Consider the following 14442-nt stretch of genomic DNA (forward strand, 5'->3'; position numbering starts at 1 on the left):
ACGGGAGGCCACGCCATGCCCGTGATGGACGCCGAACAACGCCGCAAGATCGAGGACGCCCTCCTGCGCAAGGCGGAGGAGCTGGTCCGCCGCATGCGCCGCGAGGCGGAAACCGCCGCCCCCGACCAGATCGACGCGCTCGCCGCCGTCCTGGCCGAACTGCTGAAGGCGAAGGAATTCCCCAGCCTGCGCGCCGCCGAGTTCCGCGAGGCCGCCCGCGTGATCCAGCGCGGCGCCTGCCAGCGCAGCGTCGATACGCTGCTGGTCCAGGCCGAGCGGCTCGGCCATGCCGGCGACGAGAAGGGGCGCAACGCGCTGCTGACACAGGCCAAGGACCAGTTCGGCAAGGCGCTGCGACTCGGCGCCGACGACGAGTTCCGCCACGGGGTGGAGCGCCGCGTCCAGGCCACCTTGCTGACCAGCAAGGACGGCGTCGACGACCGCACCAAGGAGGCGGCCAGGCGCAGGCTGGAGCAGCACGACAGCGGCCCCAAGCCGCCGGGCGGGGTCGAGCGCCGCCGCGCCCTCCGCTATTTCGACCCGGCGCTGGCGGTGGAGGTGGAGGGGCAGCGCCTCACGACGCTGAACTGGTCCACGCGCGGGCTGCTGCTCGACCGCTCGCCGGAGGAGTTCGCGCACGCCGTCGGCGCCAGGCTGCGGCTGGATCTACGCTGCGCCGAGGCGCCGGGCGTGGGCGGGCGGCAGGTCGCCCATGTCGTGCGGCTCGACCCCGACCGCCGCGCGGTGGCGCTCTCCTTCCCCGACATCAGCACCGTGGTGCTGGAGTTGATGCACGCCCTGAAGGACCTCGGGATCAAGCCGGAGCCCGAACGCTAAGACGACCGTCTAATCCCTCGACGTGGCGGTGTACGCCCAAAGCGCCTTTTTGGAATTGCTCCAAACCTGCATACACTTGGCCATCCCATCGATTGCTCCACCCAACCTCCACCGGCTTCCGGCAAGGGATGACCATGTCATGAACGTCGCGAACATCGCCCGGCGCCTTGTCGCCGGTGAGCTTCACTATGCTCTCGGCCGCTTCGAAACCGTTCGCCGCGGCTACAGCGCGTTGCGCCGTCTCAGCCCCCGTTCCACGTCACGCCCGCCCGCGGGACCGCCGATCCCCTTGCCGCAACTGCCGACCTCGCTGTTCACCGGGGTCACGCCGGAGCGGGCGCTGGCCGACCTGCGGCGGGATTCCATCGCGCTCGGCTTCAACCTGCCGCCGGCGTTGGTGGCGGAACTCGTCGAGTTCGCCACGAGTTCGCCGCTGAGGATGCGCGGCGCCGACCGCCTCTTCCTCCGGCACGAGGTGGTCGGCGGCACGCTCGACGGCACCACGCCGGTGGTCATCGGCACCGTCCCCGATCCTCTCGACTGCACCGCCGTGCGCCGGGTCTGCCGCGACCCGGTGCTGATGCAGAGCGCCGGCGCCTTCCTCGGCTTCCGCCCGACCAAGATCATCCCGCGCCTGTTCTGGAGCTTCGTCACCGACGTCTCCGACGAGGAGCGGCGGCGCCTGGGCCAGACCATCGACTGGCATTTCGACGTCCACGACTTCCATTTCTGCTCGGCGCAGTTCTACCTGACCGACGTCGATTCGGGGGCCGGCGAGCACGCGCTGATCCGCGGATCGCACCGGGGCAAGTCGCTGCGCATGCTGCTGGGCTCGGCCAACGCGCAGGAGAAGGCGGTCTTCGCCCGCTTCGCCCGCGACCGGCTGATGGTGGTGGAGGGACCGGCCGGCACCGGCTTCCTGGAGGACACCTCCTGCTACCACCGCGCGCTGCCGCCGACCCGGCGGGAGCGTCTGATGCTCCAGCTCTGGATCAGCTGAAGCGTTCCCTTTGGAATCGTCATGCCCGGCCTTGAGCCGGGCATCCACGCGCAACCTTGAAGCGCGCACCGTGGATGCCCATGCCAAGCACGGGCATGACGGAAACCTTCAAGGAAAACGCTTCGGCGCCCGCTCAGGCCAGCGCCAGGATTTCCTCGGCCAGCGCCTGCATCTCGACGGACGCCTGCGACTTGCGGGCGGCCTCGGTGACGGACAGGCCGCTCATCAGGGTGCCGGCGTAGGCGGTGCGGTTGCCGACCTGCGCCACCGCCAGCCCGACGGCGGGCGGGGCGACCAGCTCGTGCACCTTGGCGACCAGCTCGTCGGCGATGCGGGCGCGCGGCGGCACGCGGTTCAGCACCAGCAGCAGGCGCCGCTTCTCCTGCGCGGCCAGCTCGATGGTCGGGTGGACCGCCCACAGATCCATCGGGCTCGGCTGCACCGGCGCCACCACCAGCGTGGCGGCGCGCACGGCGATGCGCGCCTCGGTCTGGGCGTGCGGCGGGCTGTCGACCACCACGATGTCGTGGGAGCGGGCGAGCTTCTCGACCTCCGCCTGGGTGCGCCAGCCGTTGATCTGCACATGGGTGAAGCCGGGCTTGCCGCCGGTCGCCTCGGTGCGCACGGCGTGCCAGCGGGTCAGGCTGCCCTGCGGGTCGATGTCCACCGTGGCGACGGAATGGCCGAGCTGCGCCCAGGCGATGGCGAGGTGGGCGGCCAGCGTGGTCTTGCCGGCGCCGCCCTTCTGCTGCGCCACGGTGAAGACCTTGCCCGCCATGCCCGCACCCATCATGTTGTCGTTGGAAAAGCCCGTCCCCCTCATAGCGTTGCGCCGGGACGGGCGCAACCGCGCGAATTGACACCGCGCGGCCAGCCGCTAGAAAGACGCCGTGACCCAAGACCCCGTGACCGACCAAGCCCCCTCCCCCGCCGAGAAGCGCCCGGCGCTGATCCCCGCCACCCCGCCCGGCATCGCCCGCGCGGCCGAGCTGCTGCGCGCCGGCAGGCTGGTCGCCTTCCCGACCGAGACGGTCTATGGCCTGGGCGGCGACGCCACCGACGACCGCGCCGTCGCGGCGATCTTCGCCGCCAAGGGCCGGCCGCAGTTCAACCCGCTGATCGCCCATGTCCCCGATCTGGCGGCGGCGCAGAGCTGGGCGATGTTCGACGAGCGCGCGCTGGAGCTGGCGCAGCAGTTCTGGCCCGGCCCGCTGACCATGGTGCTGCCGCGCCCGGCCAACTCCGCCCTGTCGCTGCTGGTCAGCGCCGGGCTCGACAGCGTGGCGATCCGCGTGCCCGGTCATCCGCTGGCGCAGGCGTTGCTGAAGGCCGCCGGCCGGCCGATCGCCGCCCCCAGCGCCAACCGCTCCGGCGCCGTCAGCCCGACCACGCCGCATCACGTGCTGGAAAGCCTGGGCGAGCGGGTGGACGGCGTCGTCACCGGCGGCAAGTGCCAGGTCGGTCTGGAATCGACGGTCATCGACCTGACCGGCCCCGAGCCGGTGATCCTGCGCCCCGGCGCCGTGCTGCCCGAGGAGATGGAGCGGCTGATCGGCCCGGTCCGCGTCTCGGCCGGCGACCCGTCCGCGCCGAAGTCGCCCGGCCAGTTGGAGAGCCACTACGCGCCGAACGCGTCCGTCCGGCTGAACGCCGGGTCGGCGGACGCCGACGAGGCGTTCCTGACCTTCGGCCCCGACCGCTTCCTGTTCGGCGGCGCCATCCGCCTGAACCTGAGCCTCCAGGGTGACCTGAACGAGGCGGCGGCGAACCTGTTCAGCCACTTGCGTCAACTCGACCAGAGCGGCGCCGCCCGCATCGCCGTGATGCCGATCCCCGACGAAGGGCTGGGCGTGGCGATCAACGACCGCCTGCGCCGCGCGGCGGCGCCCCGGCCCTAGCGGATGGAATTGGCGGGCGGGAGATTGTAGAAGGAGGCAAGACGCCATCCTCACTGCCGGACCCCGCGCCATGACCTCCGCCGCGCCCCTCGCCGCCGCCACCCAGGCCGCCCTCGACCAGATCCGCGCCATCGTCGGCCCGTCCGGCATCCTGACCGACGCCGCCGACATGGCGCCCTACCTTTCCGAGTGGCGCGGGCGCTTCAAGGGCAACAGCCCGGCCGTCGTCCGCCCGGCGAACACCGCAGAGGTCGCCGCCGTCGTCAAAATCTGCGCCGAGGCCGGCATCCCGGTCGTGCCGCAGGGCGGCAACACCAGCCTCGTCGGCGGCTCGATCCCCTACGAGGAGGGGCGCGAGATCGTGCTCAGCCTGTCGCGCATGAACCGCATCCGCGAAACCGACGCGCTGAACTACACGATGACGGTCGAGGCCGGCGTCGTGCTGACCACCGTGCAGGCCGCCGCCGCCGAGGCCGACCGGCTGTTCCCGCTCAGCCTGGGGGCGGAGGGCACGGCGCAGATCGGCGGGCTGATCTCGACCAACGCCGGCGGCATCAACGTGCTGCGCTACGGCAACACCCGCGACCTCGTGCTCGGGCTGGAGGTCGTGCTGGCCGACGGGCGCGTGTGGGACGGGATGCGCCGTCTGCGCAAGAACAACACCGGCTACGATCTGAAGAACCTGTTCATCGGCGCCGAGGGCACGCTGGGCATCGTCACCGCCGCCGTGCTGAAGCTGTTCCCGCGCCCGCGCCAGTCGATCACCGCCTTCGTCGCCGTGCCGAGCCCGGCGGCGGCCGTCGAGCTGCTGGCCCGCCTGCGCGCCGCGTCGGGCGACGCCGTGTCGGCCTTCGAGCTGATGTCGCGCCGCTGCCTGGACTTCGCGCTCAAGCACGTCGCCGGCACCATCGACCCGCTGTCGGAGCCGTCGCCCTGGTACGTCATCACCGAGCTGACCGCCGGCACCAAGACCGACAGCTTCCAGGACACGGTCGAGGCCGCCTTCGCCGAGGCGTTCGAGGCGGAACTCGCCACCGACGCGACGCTGGCCCAGTCGGAGAGCCAGGCCAAGCAGCTGTGGTTCATCCGCGAGGCGATCGTCGAGGCGCAGAAGTTCGAGGGCGGCTCGATCAAGAACGACGTCTCCGTCCCCGTCTCGCGCGTCGCCGAGTTCATCGAGCGGGCCGAGGCGGCGGTCGAGCGCGCCTGCCCCGGCATCCGCCCGACCCCCTTCGGCCATGTCGGCGACGGCAACATCCACTTCAACCTCAGCCAGCCGGACGGCGCCGACACCAAGGCCTATCTCGACCGCTGGGACGAGATCTGCCACGTCGTCAACGAGGTGATCTTCGCGCTCGACGGCTCGATCTCCGCCGAGCACGGCGTCGGCCGCTTCAAGAAGGACGAGATGCCGGTCATCAAGAGCCCGGTGGAGTTCGACCTGCTGCGCGCCGTCAAGGCCACGCTGGACCCCCATGGCCTGCTGAACCCCGGCAAGATGCTGCCGTAAGCAGAACTCCCAAGCCGCGTTCAAGGTCACAAAATTGCGGGGGACAGGCTTGCGGCGAAAGACGCTTTGCCAAGCTTGTCCCCACAGCGACACAACGCTATTGTGCGGCCTCCGTTTTGTTCCGCGCCGAGCGTACCCGCGAGAGAGATTTTTCCGATGTCCAAGCCGCGCACTCTGTTCGACAAGATCTGGGACAGCCACGTCGTGCACCGCCAGGATGACGGCACCTGCATCCTCTACATCGACCGCCATCTGGTCCACGAGGTGACCAGCCCGCAGGCGTTCGAGGGGCTGCGCGTCGCCGGCCGTCAAGTCCGCCGTCCGGAAGCCACGCTCGCGGTCCCCGATCACAACGTTCCCACCACCGACCGCTCCAAGGGCATCGTCGAGGAGGAGAGCCGGATCCAGGTGGAGACGCTGGACAAGAACGCCCGCGACTTCGGCGTCCGCTACTTCCCAATGGACGACATCCGCCAGGGCATCGTCCACATCGTCGGTCCGGAACAGGGCTTCACCCTGCCCGGCGCCACCATCGTCTGCGGCGACAGCCACACGGCGACGCACGGCGCCTTCGGCGCGCTGGCCTTCGGCATCGGCACCTCGGAGGTCGAGCATGTGCTCGCCACCCAGACGCTGCTGCAAAAGCCGGCCAAGAACATGCTGGTGCGGGTCGACGGCAAGCTCAATCCGGGCGTGACCGCCAAGGACATCGTTCTGGCGATCATCGGCAAGATCGGCACCGCCGGCGGCACCGGCTACGTCATCGAGTTCGCCGGCGAGGCCATCCGCGACCTGTCGATGGAAGGCCGCATGACCGTCTGCAACATGGCGATCGAGGGCGGCGCCCGCGCCGGCCTGATCGCCCCGGACGAAAAGACCTACGAGTACGTCAAGGGCCGCGCGCTGGCGCCGAAGGCCGGCGCCTACGAGCAGGCCGTCGCCTATTGGAAGACGCTGCCGTCGGACGAGGGCGCGGTGTACGACGCCACCGTCGTGCTGAACGCCGACGAGATCGCCCCGCAGGTCACCTGGGGCACCAGCCCCGAGGACGTGCTGCCGATCACCGCAACGGTGCCGAACCCGGCCGACATCGCCGACGCCGGCAAGCGCGCGGCCGTCGAGCGCTCGCTGGCCTACATGGGCCTGACGCCCGGCCAGCCGCTGACCGAGGTCAAGGTCGACACGGTGTTCATCGGCTCCTGCACCAACGGCCGCATCGAGGATCTGCGCGCCGCCGCCGACCTCGCCAAGGGCCGCAAGGTCGCCGAGGGCGTGCGCGCCCTGGTGGTTCCGGGCTCGGGCCTGGTCAAGGAGCAGGCCGAGGAAGAGGGCCTGGACAAGGTGTTCGTCGAGGCCGGCTTCGAGTGGCGCGAGCCGGGCTGCTCGATGTGCCTGGCGATGAACGCCGACCGTCTGGCGCCGGGCGAGCGCAGCGCGTCCACCTCGAACCGCAACTTCGAGGGCCGCCAGGGCCGCGGCGGCCGCACCCACCTCGTCAGCCCGGCGATGGCCGTGGCGGCGGCGGTGACCGGCCATCTCGCCGATGTCCGCACGCTGAGCTGAGGGCTTCCGGCCCAGGCCGAATGACGAGAAAGCCCCGGAGGACCGAGCGTCCTCCGGGGCTTTTCGTTGTGGCCGACTTCACTGTGGCCGACCCGCCTCACGCCTTCTTCACGAACTCCGACTTCAGGTTCATCGCGCCGATCCCGTCGATCTTACAGGCGATGTTGTGACCGTCGGCACCGTCGACCAGACGGATGTTCTTCACCTTGGTCCCGCCCTTGACGACCAGCGACGAGCCCTTGACCTTCAGGTCCTTGATCACGGTCACGCTGTCGCCATCGCTGAGCGGGTTGCCGTTGGCGTCCCGCACGCCCTCCGACGCCTCCGCCCCGGCATCCCCGGCCGCCGCCTCCGGGTTCCATTCATGGGCGCACTCCGGGCAGATCCACAGGCTGCCGTCCTGGTAGACATGCTCGGAACCGCATTGCGGGCACTTCAGATCGTCGGACATCGCTTTTCCTCGTCGCTTGGGGCCGGCACCCTAATGCACGGAGCCATCGAATAGGAACCCCAAGCCGCCGCTCCCGCAAGATTGCGACGGTATGGCTCAGTCGCCCCGCCCCCGCGCCTGCCCCAGCAGGCCCTGCGGGCGGTAGATCAGGAACAGGGTCAGCAGCCCGAAGGCGACGATGTCCTTGTAGGCGATGACGAAGTACGCCGACCAGAAGGTCTCCACCAACCCGAGCAGCGCGCCGCCCAGCATCGCCCCCGGCACCGAGCCGATGCCGCCGACCACCGCCGCCGCCAGCGCCTTGAAGCCGATCAGGTAGCCGGTGAAGAAGTTCACCCCGCCGTAATAGAGCGCGATCACCGCCCCCGCCGCCGCCGCCAGCCCGCCGCCGATGGCGAAGGTGACGGCCACCGTCCGGTTGACGTCCACCCCCATCAGCTCCGCCGCCGCCACGTCGTCGGTGCAGGCGCGGTGGGCCCGGCCGAAGGGCGTCCGCTGCATGATTCCCCACAACAGCGCGTAGAGCCCGCCGGTCAGCGCCAGGATCGCCAGTTGCGAGGACAGCGCCGTCACCGTGAAGGCCCCGTCGCCGATCAGGTCGTGGCGGTCGGCGAGGACCGGCGTCGGCCACCAGTCGCGGGCGCCGTGCAGCAGCCGCACCCCCTCCTGCCAGGCGACCGACAGCCCGACCGCGACGATCAGCGGCGTGTGCGAGCGGACCCGGCGCAGCCGGCGGAACACCAGCCGGTCCATCGTCCAGCCCTGCACGGCGGTGAAGCCCATGACCAGCACCAGCATTCCCAGCAGCGCCGGCGGCCAGCTCGCCCAGCCGGCCATGCCGAGCCCGGCGGCGGCCATCGCGGTCAGCATGGCGCCGACCATGGTCAGTTCGCCCATCGCGAGGTTGATCTGGCCGAGGATGGCGTAGACCAGCGTGTAGCCGAGCGCCAGCAGCCCGTAGACGCAGGCCACCGTCGCCGCGTTGACGATCTGCTGCAACAGGAACAGCCACGGCGTCCAGGCCGTCGGCGGCGAGCGGACGATCTCGGCGGCCGGGGCGGCGTCGTGGCGCGGCGGCTTGATGCGGACCCACTGCTCCAGCATGGCGAAGCGGATCGGGCTCAGCCAGCCGGTGCGGTCGGTGGCGACCGCCTCCAGGCTGGTGCGCCCGGCCTCCGTCGCGGTGCCGGCGAAGCGGCAGGCGATCCAATGGACCACCCCGCCGGTCTGGTAATCGACGCGGACGATGCGCCGGTCCTCAGGATCCATCCGCGTCCGGGCGTCGGTGATGGGATCGGATTCGAAGGCCGGGATCAGCTTGCGGCACAGCAGATCCTGGTCGGCATCGATGCCGCACCCGGACAGCAGCAGAAGCGAGGCGGCCAGCAGAAGGAGGATGCGGAGCACGGAGCGGCCCGGACGTGGCAGGATCTCCAGCGTAGCGGCAATCCGTGCGGCTGGGAAGTTGCCGCCAGCTCTACGACTGGACGCGATCAAAAGGTTTTATTCTTTGACACAGATGAACACAGATAGACACAGATGAACAAAATACAAATATATGATTTTCTCTTCAATCACTGCCGCAATGCCCCTTAAAACCAATCCACAGAAACGCCTCATGGGGCAAGGCAAACGCTCATCTCAGTTCATCTGTGTCTATCTGTGTTCATCTGTGTCTAAAACTCAAAGACGCCCGCTCAATAGCGCGCGGAGACGAAATACAGCCCGTCCGGCGGCGCCGTCGGCCCGGCCTTGGCGCGGTCGCGGGCGTCGAGCGCGCGGCGAAGGTCGGCGTCCGTCCATTTGCCCGCCCCCACCAGCTCCAGCGTGCCGACCATGTTGCGCACCTGGTGGTGCAGGAAGGAGCGCGCGGCGGCGTGGACACGGATCTCGTCGCCCGACCGCTCGACGTCGAGCCGGTCGAGCGTCTTCAGCGGCGACTTGGCTTGGCAGAGCGAGGCGCGGAAGCTGGTGAAGTCGTGCGCGCCGACCAGAACCTGCGCCGCCTCGTGCATCGCCTCGGCGTTCAGCGGCCGCGTGACGTGCCACGCCCGCCCGGATTCGAGCGCCAGCGGCGCCCGCCGGTTGACGATGCGGTAGACGTAGGACCGCCCGACGGAGGTCAGCCGCGCGTGGAAATCCTCGGGCGCCGGCTCGACCTCGACCACCGCGATCGGTTCCGGCTTCAGGTGGAAGTTCAGCGCATCGCGCAGCTTCAGCCCGGTGAAGCTCTTCTCCAGGTCGAAATGGCAGACCTGCCCCAGCGCGTGCACCCCGGCGTCGGTGCGGCCGGAGCCGTGGACGCGCACGGTCTCGCCGGACAGGCGCCGCACCGCCTCCTCCAGATGCTGCTGCACCGAGGGGCCGTTGTCCTGCCGCTGCCAGCCGACGAAGGGCCGGCCGTCATACTCGACCGTCAGTTTCCAGCGTTGCATGAGCCGACATGTCCGCCCACGGGGCCACCCACGGAAAGCGCGAAGCCGCGCAGGAAGGCGGCGCCGTCCACCGGCGCCTTGCCCGGCCGCTGCACGCGGGTCAGCCGCACGGCGCCCTCCGCGCAGGCCACCGTCAGCCGGTCGTCCAGCAGGGTCCCCGGCGCACCGGAGGCATCGGCCACCAGTTCGGCGGCGAGCACCTTGATGCGCTCGGTCCCGCGTTCGCCCTCGACGTCGAACCAGCAGCCCGGCCAGGGGGTCAGCGCCCGCACCTGCCGTTCCACGCAGGCGGCGTCACGGGTCCAGTCGAGCCGCCCGTCCTCGCGCGTCAGCTTGGCGGCGTAGGTCACGCCCTCCTCGGGCTGCGGCTCGGCGGCCAGCGTTCCGGCGGCGAGCCCGGCCAGCGCCGGAGCGATCATGCGCGCGCCGAGCGCGGCCAGTTCGTCGTGCAGGCTGCTGGCGGTGGTCGCCGGCGTGATCGCCACGGCCTCCTTCGACAGCATGGCGCCGGTGTCGAGCCCGATGTCCATCTGCATGATGGTGATGCCGGTCTCGGCGTCGCCCGCCAGGATCGAGCGCTGGATCGGCGCCGCGCCCCGCCAGCGCGGCAGCAGCGAGCCGTGCACGTTGACGCAACCCAGGCGCGGGGCGTCGAGGACCGGCTGCGGCAGGATCAGCCCATAGGCGGCGACCACCGCCGCGTCGGCGTCGAGCGCCGCGAACTCGGCCTGTGCCTCGGCGTTGCGCAGGCTCTTGGGCGTGCGCACCGGGATGCCGTGCTCCTCGGCGAAGCGGTGGACGGGGGATGCCTGCACCTGCTGCCCGCGCCCGGCCGGGCGCGGCGGCTGGCTGTAGACGCAGACCACGGCGTGGCCCGCCCCGATCAGCGCGGCGAGGCTGGGCACGGCGAAGTCCGGCGTGCCCATGAAGACGAGACGGAGCGGGGCGGTCATGGCGGGATCAGGCGCTCGCCTTCTGCTGCTTCTGCACCTTGCGCAGGATCATGTTGCGCTTGAGCAGCGACAGGTAATCGACGAACAGCACGCCGTTCAGATGGTCGATCTCGTGCTGGAGGCAGGTCGCCAGCATGCCGTCGGCCTCGATCTCGCGCGGCTCGTTCTTCTCGTCGAGGTAGCGCACGCGCACCGACAGCGGCCGGGTGACCTCGGCGTACTGTTCGGGCACCGACAGGCAGCCTTCCTCGCAGATCCCCTTCTCCTCCGACGACCAGACGATCTCCGGGTTGGCGAGGCGGATCGGGTTGGGCGTCTCGCCCTTCTCGTGCACGTCGACGACGATGACCCGCTCCGACCGGCCGATCTGCGGTGCGGCGAGCCCGATGCCCTTGGCGGCGTACATGGTCTCGACCATGTCGTCCATCAGCTTGGCGACGCGCGCATCGACGGCCGCGACCGGCTTCGCCTTCTGCTTGAGGACCGGGTGCGGGGCGACGAGGATCGGAAGGACGGCCATGGGTGCTCGACAGCGATGGTAAAGGGGGATCAAAGGGTCAAAGTAGGCGGCCCCTGCCACCGGGTCAAGGAATCCGCCCGATGGAAACGCCCGCGCGGTCGGGCGGCCGCCCGGCGAGGGCCGCGTCAGGCGGCGGCCTTCGTCTCGGTGGTGCCGGCCACGGCGTCCGGCGCGGCGGTGGTCGGCGCGGCGGCGGCGGCCGAAGTGACGGTGTTGGCCGCCGTGGTCGCCGATTCCGACCCGACGATCCGGCCCAGCCCGAGGCCCAGCCCGAAGCCGACGCCGGAGTCGCCGGCCTGGTCGGTGCGCACCGGCTCCTCGCGCATCTTGCGGTTCTCCTTGTCGCGCGGACGGGTCTCGCGGCCGTTGATGCTGTCGACCTCGTCCGGCGTCTCCAGCGCGTTCAGCGCCAGCACCTGATAGATCGACAGCGGCGTGCCGTTCAGCGACTTGGCCGGCGGCATCGGCACCTGGGTGGTGAAGCCGTCGGGCATGTCCTGCTTGCGCACCGCGTCGGCCGCCACCTGCCCCGGAGCGAAGCTCGCCAGCGGGTTCTCCGAGAATTTGGTGGCGAACTTGTCGTAGATCTCCTTCAGCGACTTCGCCTTGCCGGTGGCCTTGTCGAAGAAGACGTTCTTGTTGGCCGCCGCCGCCTCGGGGAAGACGTCGCGGGCGGTGCGGCTGGGGTTGTCCTGCATGGCGTTCAGGAACTTCGACGCACCGCCGGCCCCCAGGAAATGCGCCATGTAGAGTTCGGTGGAGCCGATGGTCCCCTTCACCGTGTCCTCCAGATACTCCTTGTTGTCGCGGGTGTATTCCGCCGCCATCAGCGCCGAGACGGAGGGATCCTTGCGCAGGTCCAGGATCTCCTTCTTCATGTCGGCGTCGGCGACGTAGGGACGGCCGTCGCCGCGGGTCTGGATGGCGTTGGCGTAGCGGCCCAGCCCATGGTCGGCGCCATGCTCCTTCATCGTCTGCAACCAGGTGCTGTCGATGAACTGGTACAGCCCCGTCGCCGAGGAGGAGGAGGACTTTACGTCCGTGCGGTAGCCGCTCTCCACGGCAGCTTTTTCCATGAGGTAGGAAAAATCGACCCCCGTCCGGGCGCTGGCGTTGCGCACGGCGGCCTCGACGTTGGCCGCCGCTCCGCCACGGGCGGACTTGGCCTGCTGGGCAGTCTGCTGGGCGGTGTCGCTGGAAAGGCCAAGGGCGGACGCGAAGCTCATGGGGGCGGTCCTCGTGCTGAGACACCAGCAACCATGCATCAGCCATGCCAATTCGGCGGAGCCCCATGCCCGCAGGGCGTCTTGCAGCGGAGCGTCCCCCGGCATAGCCTTCGACGAAACAGCCGGCAAGACGAGGACGCACGCCAGCGCGTTCTCTCGCCATGCACCATTCGATGGTGTATGGTGACGTATAGGTCAATCAACAGCAACAGGCCCCGCCAAAGGCCACCGGGAGGTCCGTTCCGCCATGAGTTCCTACACCGCTCCGGTCGACGATCTGCGCTTCGTCCTCAACGAGGTGGTCGGCCTCGACGCCGTCGCCGCATTGCCCCATTGCGAATCGGCGGCCCCCGATCTGGTCGACGCCATCCTGGAGGAGGCCGGGAAGTTCGCCTCCGGCGTGCTCGCCCCGCTCAACCCGGTCGGGGACAAGCAGGGCTCGAAGCTGGAGAACGGCGTCGTCCGCACGCCGACCGGCTGGAAGGAGGCCTACGGCCAGTTCACCGAGGCCGGCTGGAACAGCCTGCCCTTCGAGCCGGATTACGGCGGGCAGGGCCTGCCCTGGACGGTGGCCTTCGCGGTGAACGAGATGTGGCAGGCGGCCAACCTGTCCTTCGGCCTGTGCCCGCTGCTGACCCAGGGCGCCGTGGACCTGCTGACCGAGCACGCCAGCGACGAGCAGAAGGCGGTCTACCTGTCGAAGATGATCTCGGGCGAATGGACCGGGACGATGAACCTGACCGAGCCGCAGGCCGGTTCCGACCTCGCCGCCGTGCGCACCCGCGCGGTGCGGGCCGACGACGGGACCTACCGCATCACCGGCCAGAAGATCTTCATCACCTACGGCGAGCATGACCTGACGGAGAACATCGTCCATCTGGTGCTCGCCCGCCTGCCCGACGCGCCGGCCGGCATCAAGGGCATCAGCCTGTTCATCGTGCCGAAGTTCCTGCCCGACGCCGACGGCACCCCCGGCGCCCGCAACGACCTGCGCTGCGCCAGCCTGGAGCACAAGCTCGGCATCATGGCCAGCCCGACCGCCGTCATGGCCTATGGCGACGACGGCGGGGCCATCGGCTTCCTGGTCGGCCAGGAGAACCGTGGCATCGAGTACATGTTCACGATGATGAACAACGCCCGGCTCGGCGTCGGCATCCAGGGCGTCGCGGTGGCGGAGCGCGCCTACCAGCAGGCCCGCGACTACGCCAAGGCCCGCGTGCAGAGCAAGGACGTCGCCGACGCCAAGGGCGCGGCGGTCGCCATCATCAAGCATCCGGACGTGCGCCGCATGCTGCTGGACATGCGCGCCAAGACCGAGGCCGCCCGCGCGCTGGCGCTCTACGCCGGCACGCAGCTCGACACCGCCCGCCATCACGAGGACGCCGATGTCCGCGCGGCGGCGGCGGCGCGGGTCGACGTGCTGACCCCGATCGTCAAGGCCTGGTCGACCGACATCGGCTGCGACGTCGCCTCCACCGGCGTGCAGATCCATGGCGGCATGGGCTTCATCGAGGAGACGGGCGCCGCCCAGCATTACCGCGACGCCCGCATCACCCCGATCTACGAGGGCACCAACGGCATCCACGCCAACGACCTCGCCTTCCGCAAGACCGGGCGCGACAAGGGGGCGGCGGCCAAGGCCTTCATCGCCGAGATGCGGGCGACGGCGGCGGAGCTGGCGAACGCTCCCGGCGACGACCTCGCGGTGATCCGCGCCGAGCTGACGGCCGGTCTCGACGCGCTCGACAAGGCGGTGGACTGGATCGTCGGCGCCCAGGCCGAGGGCGACGCCCGTGGTGCCGCGGCCGGCGCCGTGGCCTATCTGAAGCTGTGGGGCACGGTGGCCGGCGGCTGGATGCTGGCGCGCTCGGCCGCCAAGGCGGTGGAGGGGCTGAAGCGCCCCGGCGCCAACGCGTCCTTCCTGGAGACCAAGCTGGTCGTCGCGCGCTTCTACGCCGAGCAGATCCTGGCGACCGCCCCGGCCCTGCTGCCGACCATCGCCAGCGCCCGCAACACCGTGCTGGCGCTGAGCGACGAGCAGTTCTGACG

13 protein-coding genes are annotated in these 14442 nt (G+C 70.3%); 6 read left to right on the forward strand and 7 right to left on the reverse strand.

Going from position 1 to position 14442, the window contains the following annotated elements:
• Nucleotides 1-15: 15 nt before the first annotated feature.
• Both J2847_RS07075 and J2847_RS07080 read left to right on the forward strand, forming a co-directional pair.
• Nucleotides 16-837, forward strand: coding sequence for a hypothetical protein (locus tag J2847_RS07075; protein ID WP_209778200.1), 822 nt, complete (start codon nt 16-18; stop codon nt 835-837).
• 139 nt (nt 838-976) lie between these two features.
• Complete coding sequence (locus J2847_RS07080) at nt 977-1837, forward strand: hypothetical protein (RefSeq protein WP_209778201.1); 861 nt, start codon at nt 977-979, stop codon at nt 1835-1837.
• A gap of 133 nt (nt 1838-1970) precedes the next feature.
• Here J2847_RS07080 and parA read toward each other — a convergent pair whose 3' ends face one another.
• Nucleotides 1971-2615 (reverse strand): ParA family partition ATPase, encoded by a 645-nt coding sequence (gene parA, locus J2847_RS07085; protein WP_209778203.1) that lies wholly within the window; start codon nt 2613-2615, stop codon nt 1971-1973.
• A 112-nt stretch (nt 2616-2727) separates the two neighbouring features.
• Between parA and J2847_RS07090 the strand changes: the two genes are divergently transcribed.
• The 3 genes from J2847_RS07090 (at nt 2728) to leuC (ending at nt 6808) form a co-directional block, all read left to right on the forward strand.
• A complete protein-coding gene (locus J2847_RS07090; RefSeq protein WP_325169342.1) occupies nt 2728-3735 on the forward strand; it encodes an L-threonylcarbamoyladenylate synthase in 1008 nt (335 codons plus the stop codon).
• Nucleotides 3736-3805: 70 nt separating this feature from the next.
• The gene (locus tag J2847_RS07095) at nt 3806-5245 is read left to right on the forward strand and encodes an FAD-binding oxidoreductase (protein WP_209778204.1); all 1440 of its coding nucleotides are present in this window, start codon (nt 3806-3808) and stop codon (nt 5243-5245) included.
• 156 nt (nt 5246-5401) lie between these two features.
• Complete coding sequence (gene leuC / locus J2847_RS07100) at nt 5402-6808, forward strand: 3-isopropylmalate dehydratase large subunit (RefSeq protein WP_085555199.1); 1407 nt, start codon at nt 5402-5404, stop codon at nt 6806-6808.
• 97 nt (nt 6809-6905) lie between these two features.
• Here the strand turns inward: leuC and J2847_RS07105 are convergent, their stop codons facing one another.
• The 6 genes from J2847_RS07105 to J2847_RS07130 form a co-directional block, all read right to left on the reverse strand.
• Nucleotides 6906-7259, reverse strand: a complete 354-nt coding sequence (locus tag J2847_RS07105; protein WP_209778206.1) for a zinc ribbon domain-containing protein YjdM — start codon at nt 7257-7259, stop codon at nt 6906-6908.
• 96 nt (nt 7260-7355) lie between these two features.
• Entirely contained in the window at nt 7356-8666 is a 1311-nt protein-coding gene (locus J2847_RS07110; RefSeq protein ID WP_209778208.1) for a branched-chain amino acid ABC transporter permease, read from the reverse strand.
• A gap of 290 nt (nt 8667-8956) precedes the next feature.
• Nucleotides 8957-9694, reverse strand: coding sequence for a tRNA pseudouridine(38-40) synthase TruA (gene truA, locus J2847_RS07115; protein WP_209778209.1), 738 nt, complete (start codon nt 9692-9694; stop codon nt 8957-8959).
• Entirely contained in the window at nt 9676-10647 is a 972-nt protein-coding gene (gene fmt, locus J2847_RS07120; RefSeq protein ID WP_209778211.1) for a methionyl-tRNA formyltransferase, read from the reverse strand. The genes truA and fmt overlap by 19 nt, the downstream gene beginning before the upstream one ends.
• 7 nt (nt 10648-10654) lie before the next feature.
• Nucleotides 10655-11167, reverse strand: a complete 513-nt coding sequence (gene def / locus J2847_RS07125; RefSeq protein ID WP_209778213.1) for a peptide deformylase — start codon at nt 11165-11167, stop codon at nt 10655-10657.
• Nucleotides 11168-11292: 125 nt separating this feature from the next.
• Entirely contained in the window at nt 11293-12393 is a 1101-nt protein-coding gene (locus tag J2847_RS07130; RefSeq protein WP_209778214.1) for a lysozyme family protein, read from the reverse strand.
• A gap of 247 nt (nt 12394-12640) precedes the next feature.
• On the opposite strand from J2847_RS07130, the gene J2847_RS07135 reads away from it, so the two are divergent.
• The gene (locus J2847_RS07135; RefSeq protein ID WP_209778216.1) at nt 12641-14440 is read left to right on the forward strand and encodes an acyl-CoA dehydrogenase; all 1800 of its coding nucleotides are present in this window, start codon (nt 12641-12643) and stop codon (nt 14438-14440) included.
• The last annotated feature ends 2 nt before the right edge of the window (nt 14441-14442 follow it).

The sequence above is a fragment of the Azospirillum agricola genome (assembly GCF_017876095.1).
Classification (GTDB): Bacteria; Pseudomonadota; Alphaproteobacteria; order Azospirillales; family Azospirillaceae; genus Azospirillum; species Azospirillum agricola.